Consider the following 18,767-nt stretch of genomic DNA (forward strand, 5'->3'; position numbering starts at 1 on the left):
CAATTGGGCGGCGGCAATCTTCATCTTGGCCTGCGATGGTTGAAGGGTAGTAAAAGTTGTGCGAACCAGTGTTACAGTGCCAGCATAAGAATAACTGGTGGCTGCGATCAGATCTATTATAACGCGCAACTCAATTGACAGTCGTAAAGCCTTACTGTCAGAATAATTAATTGATGATAAATGTAGAGTGCGTTAATTCATGTTGCAGTCTAAATTAATGTCGGCGATGCGTCAAGGTCAAGTGTCTGCGACCCTTTTATGGTTGCGCCAAGCACGGACAGATTCCACGGGCGGAATTGCCGCAGTCTTAACCCGCTCTGAACAGGTTCTGAATACGAATTACTTACCTTTACAGGAACTACGAAAACAACAGCCTGTCGCGGCCCATGCTGCCCACTTAATCGGCGGGGACTGCGGCGGCAGATGAAAGGATAGCGCGGTGAAAACTCTCCTGATCGTCGATGACAAACTCAATGCGCTGCGGCTGCTGACCGACTACCTGACGGAAAATGGCTTCCGGATTGTGACGGCGCGGAATGGCCGCGAAGCGCTGTATGTCGCCCGGCACGAAAAGCCCGACCTCGTACTGCTGGATATCATGATGCCGGAAATGGACGGTCTCGAATTCATGCGCCACTTCCGCAAGGAACGGCAGACACCCGTCATCATGCTGACGGCGCGCGTGGAGGAAACCGACAAAGTCATCGGTCTGGAATTGGGCGCGGACGACTACGTCACCAAGCCGTTTGGCATGGCGGAACTGGTCGCGCGTGTTCGCGCGGTGCTGCGGCGCACGGCGGAGCCCACACCGACCACGGATGTGCTGCGCGTGGGCGAGGTCACGCTCGACAAAGGGACCCACGTGGTGCGGGTCGAGAGTCGCAAAATTGATCTCACGCCTTCGGAATTTGATTTGTTAATCGTGTTTATGAGCGCGCCGGGGCAGGTCTTCACGCGCACGCAGCTCCTGGAACGCCTGAAGGGCGACCTGTTCGAAAATGTCGAGCGCACGGTCGACGTGCACGTGCGGAATCTGCGCGCCAAAATTGAACCGGACGCGGCGCATCCGCAGTACATCCTAACGGTGTTCGGTGTGGGGTATCGCTTCCGTGATGAAGGGGATTAGCCCGATGATGTGGCGCTCGCTCGCCTTTAAGTGGACGATGACCCTCGTGATCACCAGCTTGCTGGGCGTGATCCTCGTCGGCATTTTCGCCTATCGCACGACCTCCAGTGCCTACGATCAACTGCGCAGCGATCAGGCGCGGGCGCTGTTCATGGAGAATGTGACGACCTACTACGAGACGAATCAGACATGGGCTGGCTTGGAGGGCTGGCTGCGGACGGGCAGCGCCGCCGATGCTCCGCAAGACCGCTTTCGCTTTCCCGATCAGTATGCATTGGCCGATCAAAATAACACCATCGTCGTGGGGCATGGGCCATTTCGCGTCGGCGAAACGATCGATGCGTTCATATTGGCGAATGGCACGCCGCTGCTCATCGATGGGGTGCGGGTGGGGACGGTGCTGGAAGCCCAGCCGCCGCCCGCCCTCGACCCGCGCGAACGCCAATACATTACCGCGACGACGCAGGCACTCCTGATTGGCGCGGTCGGCGCGGGCGCAACCGCGCTGGTGATTGGCCTGCTGCTCTCCCGTCAATTTCTGCGTCCGCTGTCCGAACTCACGCGGGCGATCACCGCCATGCACTCCGGCGATCTCGATCAGAAGGTTGAGATTCGCACGAAAGATGAACTGGGCATTCTGGCGCGCACGTTCAACGAGATGAGCAGTAACTTGTACCGCGCCAATCAACTGCGCAAGCAGATGACCGCCGATATCGCGCATGATCTGCGCACGCCGCTCACCGTGATCGGCGGCTATGTCGAGGCGCTGCGCGATGGCACGCTCAAGCCAACGCCCGAACGCTTTCAGGCGATGAGCGAGGAAGTGAACCTGCTCAAGCGGTTGGTCGAAGACTTGCGCACGCTCTCGCTGGCCGATGCGGGGGAACTGCGCTTGTTGTGCGCAGCCACGCCGCCGCGTGAACTGCTGGAGCGCATCGCCGAGGCTTTCCAGCCTGCCGCCAGCGCGGCAGCGGTGCGCTTGCAGGTCAGCGTGAGCGCGGATTTGCCGCACGTGTGGGTCGACAGCGAACGCATGGTGCAGGTGCTGGGCAATCTGGTCACGAATGCGCTGCGCCACACACCCGAAGGCGGTTCGGTGACGCTGACCGCCGCGCCACAGGGCGATAAAGTCGCGCTGAAGGTCACGGATACCGGTTCGGGCATTGCGTCGGATGACCTGCCCAAAATCTTCGACCGCTTCTACCGGGCTGATCCGTCACGAACGTCGGACGGCGATGAATCTGGCCTGGGTTTGGCGATTGCCCGGTCAATTGTCGAGGCACACAAAGGCACGATCACGGCGGACAGCGCGCTCGGTCACGGCACGACGATGACCATTCTGCTGCCGAGTTAGGGCAGCTAGAAGCACGAACCCTATATTCTCCTGAGGAGGAGGCTGCTGCCGGTAGCTCCGCAAAAGAATGTGAAGTCGATTTGGAAACAGCGGACGCTATTTATTGCGTCCCTACACAACGACATCTTTCTCGCTGGGACACGCTTCTGCGTGTCCGCTGTATCCGACTCCACCCTCTCTCCACCCAGAATTCAGGAAGGGGCGACCGCTCGGAGCATTTGTGTAGGGATGCCCAACGGGGCGCACCGTCGTACGTCCCGTTTGTTTCTGCCTGGGTTGTGGTCGTTCACGCTCATCACGCGCAGACGTAGTCGCTGAAGTGAGTGGTCATGGTCGCTTGACCGCTCCGGTCGATCATGTAGGCTTCGAAGTCGGGCAGCGCCTCGATGAAGTACACGCCCATACGCCCCATAGCGAAGGCGGCGGTCGCCATGCGGTCGGCTTCCAGCACATCCGGCCCAATCACCGTGAGGCTGACGATCTCGTCAAGCTGATCGGCCTCGTCGCGCGGGTTGTAGATGTGCGCGCCGCGCATGTACGAGCCAGACGTGGCGATGCCGCGTTCATCCAGCGCGATCTTCTTGACGATCTGCTGGAGGTTGAACGGATTGCAGATGCCGACCGTCCACGGCTCGCCCTGCGCATTCCTGCCATAGACCTGCACGTCGCCGCCCGCATCGACAAAGAAGTTGCGAAAGCCCTCCATGTAGAGCAGGGAAGCGGCTTCGTCAATCGCCCAGCCCTTCACGATACCCGAGGGATTGAACGTGCCGTTGTGCCAGATGTCGAAGTAGCCGTGCGTCTCCTCGGTGGTTTGCGCGGCCAGCTTGAGGATCGTCTGCATGTCGTGGCAGGTATCGGCGAGGGCCAGTTCACCCCGGTTCACCCGCGACACTTCGCTGGTGTCTTTGAACGGACTGAACGTCTGATCGACATAGTTGAAGTAGGCGTAGACATCGTCAAACGCCCCGGCGGTGGCCGAGGCGTCGACGATCTCCACGGTGATGGGCATGCCCATCAACCAGCGGGTCTGCTTCATAGATCCATGCCAATGGCGGCGTCGAGCAGCGCCGAGTCGAGCGAGGCGACGAAGGCGCGGCTGCTGTCGGTGGCGCGGGAGACGAAGTTGACATCGGCGCTCTGCGCGGTGATCGCTTCACTGATCAGCGTGGGCAGCGCGTTGCGGGTGATGATGTCCGACTCGGTGGTGCTGCGCGGATAGTTGGCGATCAGCACATCGACCAGCTCACCGTCTTCAATGACGGCGACGACCTGCATCGTGCCCCAGCGTCCCGCGCTGACCGCGTCACCATAGTACTGGCCGTCATAGTATTCCGCGCCGGGCGCCAATTCGGTGGACTGCGTGGGCGTGACCGAGGACTCCGCTGGGGCGAGTTCGACCGCGGGCGGGTTCAGGTTCATGCCCTGCAGGTGGTGATCCGCGCCGCCGCGTCCGCCACGACCGCCGCGTCCCTGCGGGGCAGTCGGCGTGGTGGGGATCGTCTGGTCGGTGGCATCGGCGGAGACGGACGTGATGCCACTGTAGCCGATGATGGTCGAAAGGGCGAGGGCCGACGCGCCGAGCGCGTTACGCTTCCAGTGTTTGCGGAATGCTGCTTTCATGGTAGTTCTCTCTCCTTAGAGTGTGTGACGAGCAAATTACAGTACAAGGCTGCGATTTAGGCGCGGGCTGGGGTCCGCTTGAGGCGGTTGATCACCCAGCCGATGGGACGCCCCACGACGATGACAACGATGGTGACGGCGAGGATGAACCACAGGTTGTAGGCGACACTGCCAATTTCATCCCAGCGCAGGTCGAACAGGGAAGTGCTGCCAGCGTCGCCGCCTTCCGGCACCGTGAGGGCGGTGTCTTCCGTGCTGCCGGTGTCGCGGACCACCGTTTGGCCGCTCAGCCGTACCGCGAGATCGGCGACGGTGGTGCGCCCGCTGTTGACGACCGCGAGCAGGTTGTCGAGGCTGCGGCCTTCGGCGCTCATGCTGGCGCTGACGGCGTCCACATCGACCCCGGCGGCGGCCAACTGCGCGACGAATTCGTCCATGGTGAGCGTGCCCGTCGTGGCGGTTTCAGAGGTGATGCTCACATCAGCAGCGTCGGTTGTAGTGGTTTCCGCTTGAACTTCGGCGTCCACGCTGGTATCCACGGTGGTTTCAGCTGCGGTGGTGGCGGTGTCGCTGACAGTCGTGTCGGGTGGCGCACCTCGTTCGCCAACCATCGCGAACCCGGCGTCGCCGGACGAGACGTTGATGAGCAGGCTGGTCGTCTCCACCGGGCTGATCAAGTCGCCCTGCGACCACAGGTAGCCGCCGAGCACGGCGACGATGAGCGTGAGCACGATAAATCCCCGGATGCCACTGCGTTTTTTGGCTGTGTGGGCCATGATGTTCTGCTCCTGTGTCTCGTTACTTCGCCCGCGCCGTGAGCCGCGGAAGCCAGCCGAACAAATACTTGCTGCCGTTGGTCTTGATCCACTTCCAGTGCATGGCGATGTGCAGCGCGACCAGAATCAGCACGAATTCGGAGCCGACCATATGCAGCGTTTGCAGCGTCCGTGTGAAGTCTTCGGCGAGGCCGAGGCTGAGGCCGAGCGTACGTGAGATCAGAATGCCGCTGATAGTCACGAAGGCCATGTCCGCGAACAGCACGAGGTTGAGCACGTAGTTGAGGCGTGATTCGTGCAGCAGCATCTTGAAAAATGTCTTGGTAATGTTGACGACCCAGTCCCAGTGCAGCACGATGTGCAGGATGAGCGCCGCGCCGAAGAACAGACCAAGGAGCTCGTGCATTTGCAGGCCGAGGAAATGCTCTTCCTGTTCAACGATGAACACGCCGGTGAGCAGCAGGTCGAGGAAGACGTTGATCCTCACCTTGTTGAGTTTGCGCTTGGTGATCGCTCGCTCTTGAGCGATAGATTTCTGTGGAAGAAGTTGCGTCGCCGTCATGGCTTGGCTCCTGTTTAGCTGTGCGATTACGTCTATCACTTTAGCCGTTTCTCGGTGGGGCATGGTTATATGCGCCTCAAATATCCTTAAATCTGTTTTAAGTTGAAGCTTGGCAATGTTGTCAGACTGGGTATTTGCAGGAATAAGGTGACTAGATTTTGGTCAAGGGGCTTGAAGATCAACCCGCAGAGTTATTTTGGAAGTCCATACCAATGGCAGCATCAAGCAGGGCAGAATCGAGCGATTGGACGAAGGCAATGCTACTGTCAGTCGCCCGTGAAATAATATCAACCTCGGCATCCTGTGCCTCGATAGCTTCACTTATCAGCGCGTGTAGGGCAACACGGTTAATGATAGTTGATTCGTAGTTGCTATGTGGATAATCGGCAATGAGCACATCTATCAGTACGCCGTTTTCAATGACAGCGACAACCTGTACCATACCCCACTGATCTGCACTAACGGCATCCCCATAGTACTGTCCATCGTAATAGTCAGAACCTTCTACTGTGACGTTCGGCTGAGTTTGTTCGCTCTGTGCCGACTGCGTCGGGACATGTTCAATTGTTCCCGGGTTGGTGCCCACTTCGTCTAAAGGTTGTTCCGTTATCTGTACCGTTTCCGAGCTTGGTTCTGGTGACGTGGCATCGATCTGTACCGTTGGTTCTTGAGTATCCGTGTCAATATCGCTGCAACCTGCCACTGCCGTTAGCACCAAGAAAGACGCACCAAGGGCATTGCTCTTCCAATATTTACGTTGGGCTCGCTTCATGGGCTTGTGTTCCTCGCGGCTAAGTGTGATTACAGCGGTACGGTTACATGCCGATCGTCTGCACAACCGAAGCATAATAACCACTCGTAATGGTACACCTGATTTTCACAAACTAAGTTCGAAAGACGGGTGGCAGACTAGACTGACAGAGGGTTAAACTTCACAACGATTAAATTGCAGTACAGTTCAGCAAAGAGAAAACTTATGGCCTCTGATCAAGTTCAATCTATCCTCAGCCAGCTCACGCTGGAGGAGAAAGCCGCGCTCATCATCGGCGCGACCCCGTGGCAAACGTTCGCGGTGCCGCGCCTCGGCCTCCCGGCGATGACGGTCTCTGACGGGCCGCATGGGGTGCGCCGCTCGTCCGACATCACGTCGATGATGACCGGGAGTCTCCCGGCAACGTGTTACCCGGTCGCGGCGGCGGTCGCAGCGACGTGGGACAAAGACCTGTTCTACGAACTCGGGCAGGCGCTTGCCGATGAGTGCATCGCGCTTGGCGTGGACGTACTGCTCGGCCCGGGCATTAACATTAAGCGGTCGCCGCTGTGCGGGCGCAACTTCGAGTACTTGTCAGAAGATCCGGTTGTGGCGGGCGAACTCAGCGCCAAGCTGATTCAAGGTGTGCAGAGCAAGGGCGTCGGCACGTCGCTCAAGCACTTCGCCGTCAACAATCAGGAGACGCGGCGCTTTACGGTCAGCTCCGAGATCGATGAACGCACCCTGCGCGAAATCTACCTGACAGGTTTCGAAATCGCGGTCAAGCAGGGGAAGCCGTGGACGGTCATGTGCGCGTATAACCGCGTCAATGGCACGCTGTGCTCGGAACATCCTTACCTGCTGACGCAGATTCTGCGCAATGAATGGGGCTTTGAGGGCTTCGTCGTCTCCGACTGGGGGGCAGTACGCGACCGTGTACCGTCGGTAGAGGCGGGACTCGATCTGCAGATGCCGGGGCCAGCGCCGCACAACCTCCAACGCATTGTCGAGGCAGTCAACAGCGGCGAACTGGATGTCGCGGCGCTGGATCGCGCGGTTGAACGCCTGCTCAATATCATCCTGCGCGCACAGGCCACGCCGAAGACGGGCACGCTCGACATCGAAGGCCATCACGCCCTCGCACGGCGGATCGCCTCGGAAGCGATTGTGCTGCTCAAGAACGAAGGCGATTTGCTGCCGCTGACCGGGAACGAAACCGTGGCTGTCATCGGACGCGCGGCGCTCACCCCGGTGTATCAGGGTGGGGGCAGTTCGCACGTCAACTCGACCAAGGTCGATGCGCCGCTCGAACTCATCAAGGAACGCGCCGAAGTTAGCTTCACCGAGGGCGACAACTCCAAACCGTTCATCGATCAGGTGCTGATCAACGATGCGGTTACGGCAGCCCGCGAGGCTGATGTCGCGGTGCTGTTTATCGCGCTTCCCGCGCAAATCGAATCGGAAGGCTACGACCGGGGCAACCTTGACCTGACGCCGCATCAGGTAGCGCTGATCAAGGCGGTTGCTGCCGTCCAGCCGCGCACGGTTGTCGTACTGAACAACGGCTCGGTAATCAACATGGTGCCGTGGATCGACTCGGTTCCGGCGGTGTTGGAAGCGTGGCTGCCCGGTCAGGCGGGCGCGGGCGCGGTGATGGATGTGTTGTATGGCGTGGTGAATCCGGCGGGGCGCCTCACCGAGACCTTCCCGCTCGATCTCGCGGATACGCCCGCGTACCTCAACTTCCCCGGCGACGGCGACGTCGTGCGCTACGGCGAAGGCATTTTTGTTGGCTATCGTGGCTACGAAGCGACCAACCGCCCGGTGCTGTTCCCGTTCGGCTACGGCCTGAGCTATACGCAGTTCGCCTACAGCCAGCTGCGCGTGTCGCAGAGCGAATTCAATATCGACGATACCATCACGGTCAGCGTGGATGTGACCAACACGGGCAAGCGGGTGGGCAAGGAAGTTGTGCAGTTGTACGTGCATGACCCGGTGGCGCGTCTGCGCCGCCCGGTAAAGGAACTCAAGGCGTTTGCGAAAGTGGCGCTCGAACCCGGTGAGACCAAGACGGTGACGCTCACGCTCGGCAGCCGGGCTTTCAGCTACTATGACCCGACTTACAGCCAGTGGATCGCCGATGCGGGCGAGTTTGAACTGCTCGTTGGGAGTTCGGCGGCGGCCATTCACCTGCGCCAGACGGTCAAGCTGGTCGAAGGGACGCCGTTTGAGCCGCGCCTGCACCTCGAAAGCACCGTCGGCGACTGGATGCAGCACCCGCGCAGCGCCGCGATCCTGAAGCCGATGCTTGACCATTTCTACAGTCAGGGTGAAAGTGGGCTGAACAACGACACCCTCGGCGCGGATCCGCAGGTCTTCTTCCGCGATCTACCGCTGCCCATCGTAATTAGTTTCGTCGGCGGCGTGCCCGGCAAGTCGCCCGACGAAGTGGTCGAGGGTCTGCTCGCGCAGTTGTAAGCCCCGAGGCGGGACACGCCCTAGAGGCTGTGTCCCGCTCTCAACATCCTGATCACGACTTGGGCTTGACGGCCTGCAGGTAGAAGCGCCGGATGGTGAACTCCAACCGGGAGCGCGCGTGCAAGGCCAGCAATTGATCCTTGTAGCGCGGCACGGAGAAATCGGGCGGGGCGTTCCATGGAATGGCGCTCAGGTAGTAAACGAGCGCGCCCACATCGGCGAAGGTCATCGTGCCCGCCCAATTCTGGGCCGCTTGAATGATCAATCCGGCGTTTTCAAGGTCGGGTTGCAGATGACCGAGTGTGATGTGCAGATAAGCGGGCTGCACGCCGAACAGCGAATACAGGTCGAGCGCGTCGCGTCCGTCGACCTGCTGAGTGCAGAAGATGCCGCCCGGGCGCAGCACGCGGGCGATCTCCGCAGCGTCATAGGCTTCATGGCGATTGATAATGCGGTCGAGGCTGTCATCGGCGAACGGCAGAGCGGGATCGCGTTCGGCGTCGTAGGCGAGCACCTGCACACCGTGCGGGGCAAGGTTCGCTGCAGCGACGGCCATATTCGGCTCGTAGCCTTCGGTCGCCAAGACGCGCGGCGGGAACACGTCGCGGAATTCGAGCAGCTTTTCGCCGCCGCCCGTCCCCATGTCGAGCAGCGACTCTGCGCCCGGCAGCGCCGCCCGCACCAGCGCCTCATACGACCACGGCGGCGCGTCTTCGTGCCAGCGCCCGCGCAAGTGGGAGAAATCCCACCCCGCAAATGGTTCCTGCGCTTCCGCTTCCCACTGCTTAAGCAGTTCGTGTTCGTTCATCCTGCCTCGCTGACTCAGTACGACAATACGTAGCGCCACACCGCGTCCAGCACTTCGAGCGCGGTCAGGTTGCGGATGACATAGCCGTACTGCAAATTATCACCCGTGAAGTTGGCCGACTGCGCGAAATCCGTCTCGGACGGGTACGACGGATGTACGCCGTCCGGCGACAGGCCGGTATTCGGTAGCACCTGCATCGCGCTCCAATAGTCCCACAGCGGAATGTCGTTACTCTGCGCGATCACCGTGACCGCCTGATTGAATGGCGCAACGTCGAAGCCAAGACGATTGGGAATCGTGCTCACCACCGGGATGATGCCGCGATCCAGGCTGATCTGCACGATGCGCTGCAAATTGGTACGGTACTCGTCGAGCGGCACGTTGGCGACGTCATTGGTTCCGATCAGGATCAGCGCGACCGACGGCCGCACCACCCGGTATTCGCATTCGAGCGGCGTTTCGCCCGCTTGACAGATACCCGCCCGCGCATGGCCGGGATCAAGGATGTCGCGCGTCGTCCAGCCGTTGTCAGCAGAGAGTGAGATATTGGCGAACGAGTTGCCTTCGCGCGCGGTGGTTGACGAAAAGAAGTTGATCGCCGACTGCAAATGCTGGTAGCTGCCAAGGTTGTACGCGCCCCAACCGATCGGGTAGAGCACAAACGTGGCCACGGTCAGGCTGTCGCCGACTTTCGAGAACACGTCGCGGCGGTTGCCTAACTGCTGCCCGCGTTCGAAGATCAGCCGGGCATTGCTCGATACGCCCGAGATCGACCCGCTGTTGTTGGCGGCGGGCACGGTCGGCGCTTGCAGCGCTTCGCCTGTGACCGGAACAGCACTCACATCGGTCAGGAAGCGCAGGTAATTGCCCCACACCCAACCCGTCGCGCCGCCCGGCGTGATGATCTGATACCAACCGCCATCGCCTGTGCGCCCGATGATGTTCAACTGTGTGCCCGCCGCGAGGTTCTCCACGACGCTCGCCGACAGCCCCGGTTCGGAGCGCACGCGCAGCCCTTCACCGATTTCCAGCACTTCTGCGTCGGGGACATCGGGCGTCGGCGTGAACGTGGCCGTCGGGGTGAACGTCGGCGTCCGGGTCGCGGTTGGCGTGCGGGTGGCGGTCGTCGTGGGCGTCATTGACGGCGTCAGTGTGGCAATCACGGACATCGCGGTCGGGGGTTGGCTCGGGAGGACGGCGGGCGTAGTCGGGGGCGGCGTTGGCTCGACGGGCGTGACCGCCACCTGCGTGATCTGGCATCCGTTCAACACGAGAAGGGCGATCAGCACCAGTTGTCGAAGGGATGATTTGAGAGCGAACATGGGACCCTGTCAGGCACCCGCCGCCGGATTCAGGCGGCGGGTGGCACACTATGCTTACTGCAAAACGTCGCGCCGAAGCATATCCAATGCTTGCAGGGTGAGCAAGTTGCGGAGGGTCACGCCGTACGTCGCTTCTGAGCCGTCAAAGTTGAAGTAGTCTGGCCCCTGCGTGAGGTGGACGACATCATCCGACTTCGCGCCACCGTCCGGTAGGTCTTGCAGCGCACGGTAGAGGTTGATCAGCGGGATGTCCTGTTCGTTGGCGAGGTTGATCACGATGCTGTTGAACTGGATCGTCTGATCCAGCCGGTAGCTGGCGTGCATGGGGAAGGTCGTAAAGACCGGGATCACGCCGAGCGCTTTGAGATCAACGGCGATGCGGCGCATGTTGGTCTCGAAGAAACCCGCGTCGAACAGCCGCACATCCTGACCGCCGAGCAGCACAATCGCCACGCTGGGACGCAGGATGTCATATTCGCATTCCAGCGGCACGAGCCCGCTGCAGTATTCCGGCGACCAGGTACCGTCGAAGACCGCGCCGGAGACAAAGCCGTTGACCGCGCTCACGCTGGTGCGCACAAACGAGTTCGATACGTCGCGCACGGGCGAGACGGAGAAGAAATCGATCGTCGCCTGCAGGTCGGCATACGGCCCGAGGTTGTAGCCCGGCCCACCGAAGCCGTACAGGAACGGCTGCGTCGCGCTGACGCTGTCGCCAACCTTCATGAAGACGTGTGGGTTGTTGCCGAGGCGCAGCCCGCGGTTGAATGTGTTGTAGACGGTGCTGGTGGTGAAGTTGCTGAAGATCGGCGTCTGCATGATGAGATCCGCCGAGCCCGTGCTGACTGTGTCGCCGCTCGCCACCGCAACTGCCGGCGGCGCTTCGGTCAGCACCGGGATGGCGCTGTATTGATCCTGAATGTAGGCGATGAAGCCGGACGCCGCCCAACCCGCGAGGCCGCTGCCTTCCGCGCGGATGTAGAACCAATCGCCCGCGGGGTTGCGTCCCTCAATCGACACGAGCGCATCGACCGAGAGCTGGCCGATCACATTTTCAGCATGGCTGGTAGGGCCGCTGCGCACATTCAAGGTCGGCGCGACGACGCGGCCTTCGATGAGTTGGGCGTGCAGGCTGACCGGGACGGAAAAAACGAGGACAAGGGCAAGAGCCAATAGGCGCGTGAGCAATGATTTCACAGGATGGTCTCAATGAACTAGATGGGTTACGCGGACAAGTTTTCAGGCCGTGGGTCAACCACGCATGACAACTATTACATGCCATAGTGTAGATAAGAATAGAAACCTGTCAATTGAGGTTTTGACTAGGCGCTTTCCACAAATGGACGCCGTCTAAACTCGTGCGGGATCAGGTGGCGGAACCCTTCAAATACGCTAGAATTGCGCCGTTCTATTTCTTACGTAATGATAACTTTGAGGAGCTTCGGCATGTTGAAAAGATTTATGCTGCTGTTGATCGTGGTCTTCGGTATTTCCCTGTTCACTATCGGCGTGGCCGTGGCGCAGGACGCTCCGGTCGTCGCCGTGCTCACCCCGTATCTCGCCCAGCCGGGCACTCAGTTCATGGTCGAAGGCTTTCAGGCGGCGGCAGAAGGCCGCGGTTGGACGGTCAACGTGGTGGACACGGCGGGCGATGTCGCTGCACTGAACAGCCGTGTGCAAGACGCGGTCACGCAGCAGGTAGACGCGATTGTCATCAACGTCGATCCGTCGCAGATCCCCGCGCTGAGCGAAGCCGCGGCGGCGGGCATTCCCGTGTTCGGTATGGACGCGGGCAGCACGCCGGAAGTGCTCGTCAACGTGACCAGCAACGGCTATGACATGGCTGCCGTGACCGCCACCTACGTGGTCGACCGCCTGAACGGCGCGGGGCGCATCGTCATGTTCGGTTTCAACGCCTACCCGCCCGTGCAGAAGCGCGGCGTGGTCGCGCAGGCGATCTTCGGCAACACGCCCGACATTGAAATCGTCGAATTCATCGAACCAGATGTCACCGATGGCGGCATCGCCGATTCGCGCGCGCGCATGGAAGCGATCCTCGCGGCGAACCCCGAACCCGGCAGCATTTCGGCGGTGTGGGCGGCGTGGGATCAGCCCGCGTTGGGCGCGCTGCAGGCGATTGAAGCCGCGGGTCGCGAAGGCGAAGGCATCGTGATCACGGGCATTGACGCTAACCCGCAGGCGCTGGACGCGATTGCTCAGGGCGGCAACTTTGAAGCCAGCATCGCGCAGGACTTCAGCGGCATTGGCAGCCTCGTCGCCGAGCAGATCGAGCGCTACCTGGCGGGCGAAACGCTGACGCAGCGCGTTGTGTATGCGCCGACCACGCTCGTGACCGCCGCGAACGTCGCCGATTTCGTCGCCGCGCCCTAATTCCAGATTGTGAAGAGACGAACGGGGCAGAGCCTTGCTCCGTTCGTCCCCACGCATGAACCAGTCTGTTCTCCTCCGTATACGCCGCGCTTCAAAGGCCTACAGCGGCATCCCCGCGCTGGTCGACGCCGATTTCGACCTGCTGCGCGGCGAAGTCCACGCGCTGATGGGTGAAAATGGCGCGGGTAAATCCACCCTGATCAAGATTCTGGCGGGGGTGATCACGCCGGACCGCGCCGAGATTGAAGTTGACGGTCGGTTGGTGAGCATCACCAGCCCGCAGAGCGCCTTCGCGCACGGTCTGCGCTTCATCCATCAGGAACTGCATGCTGTCCGCCACCTCTCGGCTTCTGAGAACATCTTCCTCGGTCAAACGTACCCGACGCGCTTTGGGATTCAAGTGCGCTGGAAGCTGCTTCATCGGCAGGCCGAACAGGTGCTGGCGCGTCTGGGCATTGAGCATATAGACCCGCGGCAGACGATGGGGCATCTCAGCCCCGGTGACCAGATGCTGGTCAACATCGCGCACGCCTTCGTCGGCGATAACCTCGACGAAGACCGCGCGCTGATCTATGTGATGGACGAGCCGACCGCCGCGCTCACCGGGGCGGAGACGGCGCAGTTGTTCCGCGTGATCGACCGCCTGCGCCAGCGGGGCAGTGCGGTGCTGTACGTGTCGCATCGGATGGACGAGATTTTCACCATCGCGGACCGCGTCACGGTGATGCGCGACGGGCAGGTAATCGCTACCGCGCCGATCAGCGCGATCACGCCGCCGGAACTGATCGAGAAGATGACGGGGCGCGACCTGCAGGCGATCTATCCGGTGCGCACCGCACCGATCGGCGACAGCATTCTGCTGGATGCACGGGGAATCGCGACGGCGGCGGTGCAGCCCGCGACCTTCGCCGTGCGCGCGGGCGAAATCGTTGGCGTGGCGGGGTTGAACGGCTCCGGACGCACCGAACTGCTGCGCGCGATTATGGGCCTGGATAAGCTGACCGCGGGCGAACTCTGGCTCGACGGCAAGCGCCTCAAGCCGCATACCGCCGAACGGGCCTGGCTGGAGGGCATAGCCTATGTGCCGGAAGAACGGCGCTCGCAGGGGCTGGTGCTCTCACGCAGCGTCGGTGATAACCTGACGCTGCCGAAGCTCGCTAGTCTGAGCATCGGCGGGTGGATGCTGGCGCATGGCAGTCAGGGACGGGTGAGCCGGGAACTCGCCGAAACGGTGCAGTTGAAGGCGCGCGGCCCCGCGCAGATTGTCCGCGAACTAAGCGGCGGCAATCAGCAAAAAGTCGTATTTGGGCGGGCGCTGGTGCAGATGCCGCGCTTGCTGCTGCTTGACGAGCCGACGCGCGGCGTGGATGTCGGCGCGAAGGTGGATCTGTACCACATCATCCGCGATATCAGCGGGCGCGGCGCGGGCATTCTGCTCGTCTCGTCCGACCTGCCCGAACTGATCGGCATGACCGACCGCATTTTGATTATGCGCGGCGGGCAAGTGGCCGACACCGCCTATTCTTCGGGGCTGACCGCGGAGCGCTTGTTAGCCCTGTGCTACGGAAACATGGATCATGTCGGCTGAAAAGATGATGAGTTCGCGACCGCCGTTCGCGTGGGGGCGCTTCTTGCGCACTTTCGGCACGCTGATCGGCTTTTTCCTGATCGTCCTGTTCTTCGCCACTCAGCGTCCAACGACGTTTATGAGTGTGCGCAACCTGCTCAACATCACGCAGCAGGTGAGCATCCTCGGCGTGGTCGCGTTCGTGATGACGGTCGTCATGGTGCTGAATGACTTCGATTTGAGCGTGGGCACGATGGCCAGCCTTTCGGGCATCGTGATCGGCGTGCTGCTGCAAGCTGATCAGCCGCTGCCGGTGGTGATCATCGCCGCGCTGGTGGTGGGCATGCTCGGCGGGCTGCTCAATGGTGTGCTGGTCGCCTATGTGGGCATCACGCCGTTCGTCGCGACGCTCGCCACGCTGACGATCTTCGGCGGGCTGGCCTTCTCGATCAGCGGCGGGCGCACGATTTTTGGCGATGTATTCCCCGATGTGCTGACCGAGTTCGCCAATGGCGGTATTCCGCTTGGCACGATTAATGAGCAAGCCGTGCGCCTGCCGCACCTCACGCTGATCGCGCTGGCCGTGCTGATCCTCGTGTGGTTTGTGCTCGAACAGACGGTGTTCGGGCGGCGGCTGTACACCATCGGCGGGAGCATGGAAGCGGCACGCCTCGCCGGGGTGCGCGTGCGCTGGCTGCGGCTGCTGGCCTTCGTGATCACCGGGTTTGGCGCGGCGCTGGCGGGCGCGATGCTCACCGGGCAGTTGGCGACGGCCAACCCGACGCTCGGCGATGGCCTGATGCTCAATGCGATTGCGGCGGTCTTCCTCGGCATGACGATGAGTCAGGAGGGCGAACCGCATGTGCTCGGGACGCTGGTCGGCGTGCTGCTGATCGGCGTGTTGGCGAACGGCTTCACGCAGTTGGGCGTCGACACGTATATTCAGCGCATTCTGACGGGCGCGATCATCATCGCGTCGGTCACCTTGAGCAGCATTTCGCGCCGCAATCGGTAGACACAACCTCACCCCGTTTCGCTGCGCTCAACTGCCCCTCTCCAGAGGGCGAGGGGCAACAGCGAGTTGGCTTTTGTCCCTCTCCACCCGGAGAGGGACGGCTTGTGTAGCAAGCAGGGTGAGGTTTAAGCATTAAGAAGAACGCCTATGACCAACAATGCGATCTGGTTGATTGTGGATGTGGGGACGAGCGGCGCGAAAGCCGCGCTGATCACGGCGGCAGGTGACCTGCGGCGCACGGCGACCGAAAGCTACGCAACGTTCAGCGCCGCGGGCGGCGTCAACGAGCAGAATGCTGCTGACTGGTGGCAGGCCGTGATCGCGGCCTGCCGCGCGTTTGGCGACGATATTCAGCATGTTGGCGCGGTCGCCGTGACCGGGCAGATGCAGGATTGCATCCTCCTCGACGCGGACGGCGTGCCCACGCATCCGGTCATCCTGTACAGCGATACGCGGGCGCAGACCGAGGCTGACCTGATCACTGAGCGGATTGGTGCGGATCGGCTGATGGCGCTGACGGGCAATGAGCAGGGGGCAGACAGCCTGTGGGCGAAGCTGCTTTGGCTCACGCATCACCAGCCGGGAGCGCTCCAATTGGCACGGCATATTCTGTTCGGCGCGGCGGACGCGATCATTTATCAGTTGACCGGGCACGCCAGCACGGATACGACGGTTGCCTCCACGACGGGACTCATGAATTTGCAGACGCGCCGCTGGTTGGACGTAGACGTGCTCGACGCCATGGGGATCGGTGCGTGTGCGGCCAAGCTGCCACCGCTGGTCGCCGGGGGCGGGCAGGTCGGCCCAGTGACCGAACGCGCGGCGGCGGTGACCGGGCTGCCGGTCGGCATTCCGGTGTATCACGCGCCGGGGGATGCGGGCGCGGCGACGATTGGCGCGGGCAGCGGCGAGGTAGGGCGGGCGTATGGCTATCTCGGCACGAGCGGGTGGGTGGCGTTCACCTCCGCGGCGCCCGGATCGCCGCTCAACGGAGTATTCACGCTGGCGCACCCGCAGCCGGATCGCTACATCCAGATTGCGCCGCTGCTGACCGCCGCCGGAAATCTCGAATGGATCAAAGAGGTTTTCGCCGCCGGGGCAGTGGATGAATTCATCACCCAGGCGTTAGCACGACCCATCACGAACGTGATCTATCTGCCTTATCTCAACGGCGAACGCACCCCATTTCGCGATCCGCTGGCACGCGCGGCGTTCATCGGCATGGGCGGCGCGACCGAACGCGCCGATCTGGGGCGGGCGGTGTTGGAAGGCGTCGCCTTCGGCTACCGCCATGCGCTGGACGCGCTGATGCCACAGCCGCCGGAACGCTTGATTCTGACGGGTGGCGGCACACGCTCGGTGGGGTGGTGTCAGCTATTCGCCGATGTGCTCGGGGTCGACATTCTGATCGGCGCGGAGGCGGAACACGTTGGCGTGCGCGGCGCGTTGATCGCGGCGCAGGTGGCGCGGGGCGAACTACCGGGCTACACACCGCCGAATTTCCCGCCTATCGAACTGACGCTCACGCCGGATGCTGAGCGGCACGCGCAGTACAGTGCCAAATACGCGGTCTACCGCGCCGCCTACCCGGCCATGAAAGACCTGTTCGCGCAGATGGGACGCTAATCGACCTCCAGATAGGCGATGTCCTCGGGCGTGAGGGTGAGATCGAGCGCGGCGAGGCTTTCGCGGAACTGCGCCACATTCCGCGGCCCAATGATCGGCGTACATGGGAATGACTGCGACGTGAGGTATGCCAGCGCCACCGCGGTAATGGTCGTGCCGTAGCGCCGCGCCAGTTCCTGCACACGCTCAAAGCGGCGGTCGTTGGTCGGGTTGTCGAACCACAGGCGATCATCCGGCTTGAGGCGGTTCTCCGCGCGTTTGGTGAAGTAGCCTTTGGCCTGCGAGGTGTACGGTACGACTGGCAGCCCGGTCTCGCGATGAAAGTCCAGCGCGGCGGCGTTCAAATCGACGAGTGTCTGATCCGGGATCGCCGCCATGTTCGCTCGAGCGAGACTGCCGAGCGGCTGACTGGCAACCAGCCCCGCCAACCCGTAGGAGCGCGCGAACAGGTTCGCCGCGCTGATGCGTTCTGGCGTCCAGTTGGAGCCGCCCCAGTAGCGGATTTTCCCCGCGCGCACCAACTCATCCATAGTGCCAACAATGTCTTCGACGGGAACATTGACCGCGTCACGGTGCAGCCAGTACAGGTCGATCACGTCAACGCCCAGGCGTTCCAGACTCTCATCGAGATCGGACTCGATCTCTGCTTGGCTCATGCGCGGCACGTGCATTGAGTCGAGGAAGGGGTGCGCGCCTTTGGTTGCAATCGTGACCTGATCGCGCACGCCCCGCGTCTTGATCCACTGGCCGACGGTGCGTTCGCTGGCGCCCGCGCCGTGCGGTCGCCACACGGCGTACACATGCGCGGTGTCCAGGAAGTTGCCACCGGCGTCGAAATAAGCGTCAAACAGGGCGAAGACTTCGGCTTCCGGGAGAGTCGTCCCGGCATCAGTCGAGCCCATGACGATAGGGGCAACCTGCAAATCCGTGTTGGGAAAGGCAATTCTTCTCATGAGTTCGGGTCTCTTTTTGTGTGGTCAAGCCTGCGCGAATTGTCCACGCAGTGTGAGTTTCGTCAACTGGGAGCGGTTTACGAAGTTCAGAAATCATTACAGATGTCATTAGCTTGCGAAACAGTTGTTCAATTCCGAAGAATTAATTCTTTTTCTTCGTTTTAGTGCTATAGTAAGACTATAACCACAGTTTGATATGACTTGAGTACTATAAGGGGCAGCTCATCATGGAGTTTCTTTCCGCGTTCATTGTCGGCCTGATACCCGCGTTCTTGCTGATCGCCATTGTGGCCGCGCTGCCGTCGATGCTGCTGCTGGGCTATATCGGACTCGCCGTGGCGAAGCAAATAAAAACAGCTTTACACCCGGCGGCGAAGCCTGCTTACCACACCGTCGAAGTCTAAAGCTGTTTCTA

The 18,767-nt window shown here is 61.5% G+C and carries 17 protein-coding genes; 8 read left to right on the forward strand and 9 right to left on the reverse strand.

Translation table 11 applies throughout. The features are described 5' to 3' along the window. Nucleotides 1-439: 439 nt before the first annotated feature. Nucleotides 440-1,126, forward strand: a complete 687-nt coding sequence (locus IPK17_RS33735; protein WP_343422112.1) for a response regulator transcription factor — start codon at nt 440-442, stop codon at nt 1,124-1,126. Between the two features lie 4 nt (nt 1,127-1,130). Next, a complete protein-coding gene (locus tag IPK17_RS33740; RefSeq protein WP_343422113.1) occupies nt 1,131-2,480 on the forward strand; it encodes a sensor histidine kinase in 1,350 nt (449 codons plus the stop codon). 295 nt (nt 2,481-2,775) lie between these two features. Here the strand turns inward: IPK17_RS33740 and IPK17_RS33745 are convergent, their stop codons facing one another. The 5 genes from IPK17_RS33745 to IPK17_RS33765 all read right to left on the reverse strand — a co-directional run bounded on the left by IPK17_RS33745 (nt 2,776) and on the right by IPK17_RS33765 (nt 6,213). Next, entirely contained in the window at nt 2,776-3,519 is a 744-nt protein-coding gene (locus tag IPK17_RS33745) for an FAD:protein FMN transferase (RefSeq protein WP_343422114.1), read from the reverse strand. Beyond that, nucleotides 3,516-4,103, reverse strand: coding sequence for an FMN-binding protein (locus IPK17_RS33750; protein WP_343422115.1), 588 nt, complete (start codon nt 4,101-4,103; stop codon nt 3,516-3,518). The genes IPK17_RS33745 and IPK17_RS33750 overlap by 4 nt, the downstream gene beginning before the upstream one ends. 56 nt (nt 4,104-4,159) lie before the next feature. Beyond that, on the reverse strand, nt 4,160-4,879 hold the full coding sequence (locus tag IPK17_RS33755) for a hypothetical protein (RefSeq protein ID WP_343422116.1): 720 nt from the start codon (nt 4,877-4,879) through the stop codon (nt 4,160-4,162). 22 nt (nt 4,880-4,901) lie between these two features. Then, nucleotides 4,902-5,441, reverse strand: coding sequence for a DUF4405 domain-containing protein (locus IPK17_RS33760; RefSeq protein WP_343422117.1), 540 nt, complete (start codon nt 5,439-5,441; stop codon nt 4,902-4,904). Nucleotides 5,442-5,619: 178 nt separating this feature from the next. Then, nucleotides 5,620-6,213, reverse strand: a complete 594-nt coding sequence (locus tag IPK17_RS33765) for an FMN-binding protein (RefSeq protein ID WP_343422118.1) — start codon at nt 6,211-6,213, stop codon at nt 5,620-5,622. Nucleotides 6,214-6,387: 174 nt separating this feature from the next. On the opposite strand from IPK17_RS33765, the gene IPK17_RS33770 reads away from it, so the two are divergent. Beyond that, on the forward strand, nt 6,388-8,670 hold the full coding sequence (locus IPK17_RS33770) for a glycoside hydrolase family 3 C-terminal domain-containing protein (protein WP_343422119.1): 2,283 nt from the start codon (nt 6,388-6,390) through the stop codon (nt 8,668-8,670). A 52-nt stretch (nt 8,671-8,722) separates the two neighbouring features. Here the strand turns inward: IPK17_RS33770 and IPK17_RS33775 are convergent, their stop codons facing one another. Genes IPK17_RS33775 through IPK17_RS33785 form a run of 3 tightly spaced genes read right to left on the reverse strand, consistent with a single transcriptional unit; the run spans nt 8,723 to nt 11,997 of the window. Continuing rightward, nucleotides 8,723-9,478, reverse strand: a complete 756-nt coding sequence (locus IPK17_RS33775) for a class I SAM-dependent methyltransferase (RefSeq protein WP_343422120.1) — start codon at nt 9,476-9,478, stop codon at nt 8,723-8,725. A 14-nt stretch (nt 9,479-9,492) separates the two neighbouring features. Continuing rightward, the gene (locus IPK17_RS33780; protein ID WP_343422121.1) at nt 9,493-10,800 is read right to left on the reverse strand and encodes an SH3 domain-containing protein; all 1,308 of its coding nucleotides are present in this window, start codon (nt 10,798-10,800) and stop codon (nt 9,493-9,495) included. Nucleotides 10,801-10,854: 54 nt separating this feature from the next. After that, nucleotides 10,855-11,997: a hypothetical protein gene (locus tag IPK17_RS33785; RefSeq protein WP_343422122.1), complete on the reverse strand. Its 1,143-nt coding sequence runs from the start codon at nt 11,995-11,997 to the stop codon at nt 10,855-10,857. Between the two features lie 249 nt (nt 11,998-12,246). Here IPK17_RS33785 and IPK17_RS33790 point away from each other — a divergent pair, with 249 nt between their 5' ends. The 4 genes from IPK17_RS33790 (at nt 12,247) to IPK17_RS33805 (ending at nt 17,399) form a co-directional block, all read left to right on the forward strand. Continuing rightward, nucleotides 12,247-13,191: a substrate-binding domain-containing protein gene (locus tag IPK17_RS33790; RefSeq protein WP_343422123.1), complete on the forward strand. Its 945-nt coding sequence runs from the start codon at nt 12,247-12,249 to the stop codon at nt 13,189-13,191. 55 nt (nt 13,192-13,246) lie between these two features. After that, nucleotides 13,247-14,779 carry a sugar ABC transporter ATP-binding protein gene (locus IPK17_RS33795; RefSeq protein ID WP_343422124.1) on the forward strand — a complete coding sequence of 511 codons (1,533 nt, stop codon included), beginning with the start codon at nt 13,247-13,249 and terminating at the stop codon, nt 14,777-14,779. Continuing rightward, on the forward strand, nt 14,769-15,773 hold the full coding sequence (locus IPK17_RS33800; RefSeq protein WP_343422125.1) for an ABC transporter permease: 1,005 nt from the start codon (nt 14,769-14,771) through the stop codon (nt 15,771-15,773). The genes IPK17_RS33795 and IPK17_RS33800 overlap by 11 nt, the downstream gene beginning before the upstream one ends. Nucleotides 15,774-15,920: 147 nt before the next feature. Further along, a complete protein-coding gene (locus IPK17_RS33805; protein ID WP_343422126.1) occupies nt 15,921-17,399 on the forward strand; it encodes a xylulokinase in 1,479 nt (492 codons plus the stop codon). Here IPK17_RS33805 and IPK17_RS33810 read toward each other — a convergent pair. Next, nucleotides 17,396-18,352, reverse strand: a complete 957-nt coding sequence (locus tag IPK17_RS33810) for an aldo/keto reductase (RefSeq protein ID WP_343422127.1) — start codon at nt 18,350-18,352, stop codon at nt 17,396-17,398. The two genes, IPK17_RS33805 and IPK17_RS33810, sit on opposite strands and share 4 nt — an antisense overlap. A gap of 227 nt (nt 18,353-18,579) precedes the next feature. Here IPK17_RS33810 and IPK17_RS33815 point away from each other — a divergent pair, with 227 nt between their 5' ends. Beyond that, nucleotides 18,580-18,756 carry a hypothetical protein gene (locus IPK17_RS33815; RefSeq protein ID WP_343422128.1) on the forward strand — a complete coding sequence of 59 codons (177 nt, stop codon included), beginning with the start codon at nt 18,580-18,582 and terminating at the stop codon, nt 18,754-18,756. The last annotated feature ends 11 nt before the right edge of the window (nt 18,757-18,767 follow it).

The sequence above is a fragment of the Candidatus Flexifilum breve genome, from assembly GCF_016713355.1.

Bases quoted from the DNA above. Each gene is read 5' to 3' on its own strand.
- IPK17_RS33740 (WP_343422113.1), top strand. From the start codon at position 1,131: ATGATGTGGCGCTCGCTCGCCTTTAAGTGGACGATGACCCTCGTGATC.
- IPK17_RS33745 (WP_343422114.1), bottom strand. From the start codon at position 3,519: ATGAAGCAGACCCGCTGGTTGATGGGCATGCCCATCACCGTGGAGATC.
- IPK17_RS33750 (WP_343422115.1), bottom strand. From the start codon at position 4,103: ATGAAAGCAGCATTCCGCAAACACTGGAAGCGTAACGCGCTCGGCGCG.
- IPK17_RS33755 (WP_343422116.1), bottom strand. From the start codon at position 4,879: ATGGCCCACACAGCCAAAAAACGCAGTGGCATCCGGGGATTTATCGTG.
- IPK17_RS33760 (WP_343422117.1), bottom strand. From the start codon at position 5,441: ATGACGGCGACGCAACTTCTTCCACAGAAATCTATCGCTCAAGAGCGA.
- IPK17_RS33765 (WP_343422118.1), bottom strand. From the start codon at position 6,213: ATGAAGCGAGCCCAACGTAAATATTGGAAGAGCAATGCCCTTGGTGCG.
- IPK17_RS33775 (WP_343422120.1), bottom strand. From the start codon at position 9,478: ATGAACGAACACGAACTGCTTAAGCAGTGGGAAGCGGAAGCGCAGGAA.
- IPK17_RS33780 (WP_343422121.1), bottom strand. From the start codon at position 10,800: ATGTTCGCTCTCAAATCATCCCTTCGACAACTGGTGCTGATCGCCCTT.
- IPK17_RS33790 (WP_343422123.1), top strand. From the start codon at position 12,247: ATGTTGAAAAGATTTATGCTGCTGTTGATCGTGGTCTTCGGTATTTCC.
- IPK17_RS33795 (WP_343422124.1), top strand. From the start codon at position 13,247: ATGAACCAGTCTGTTCTCCTCCGTATACGCCGCGCTTCAAAGGCCTAC.
- IPK17_RS33800 (WP_343422125.1), top strand. From the start codon at position 14,769: ATGTCGGCTGAAAAGATGATGAGTTCGCGACCGCCGTTCGCGTGGGGG.
- IPK17_RS33805 (WP_343422126.1), top strand. From the start codon at position 15,921: ATGACCAACAATGCGATCTGGTTGATTGTGGATGTGGGGACGAGCGGC.
- IPK17_RS33810 (WP_343422127.1), bottom strand. From the start codon at position 18,352: ATGAGAAGAATTGCCTTTCCCAACACGGATTTGCAGGTTGCCCCTATC.
- IPK17_RS33815 (WP_343422128.1), top strand. From the start codon at position 18,580: ATGGAGTTTCTTTCCGCGTTCATTGTCGGCCTGATACCCGCGTTCTTG.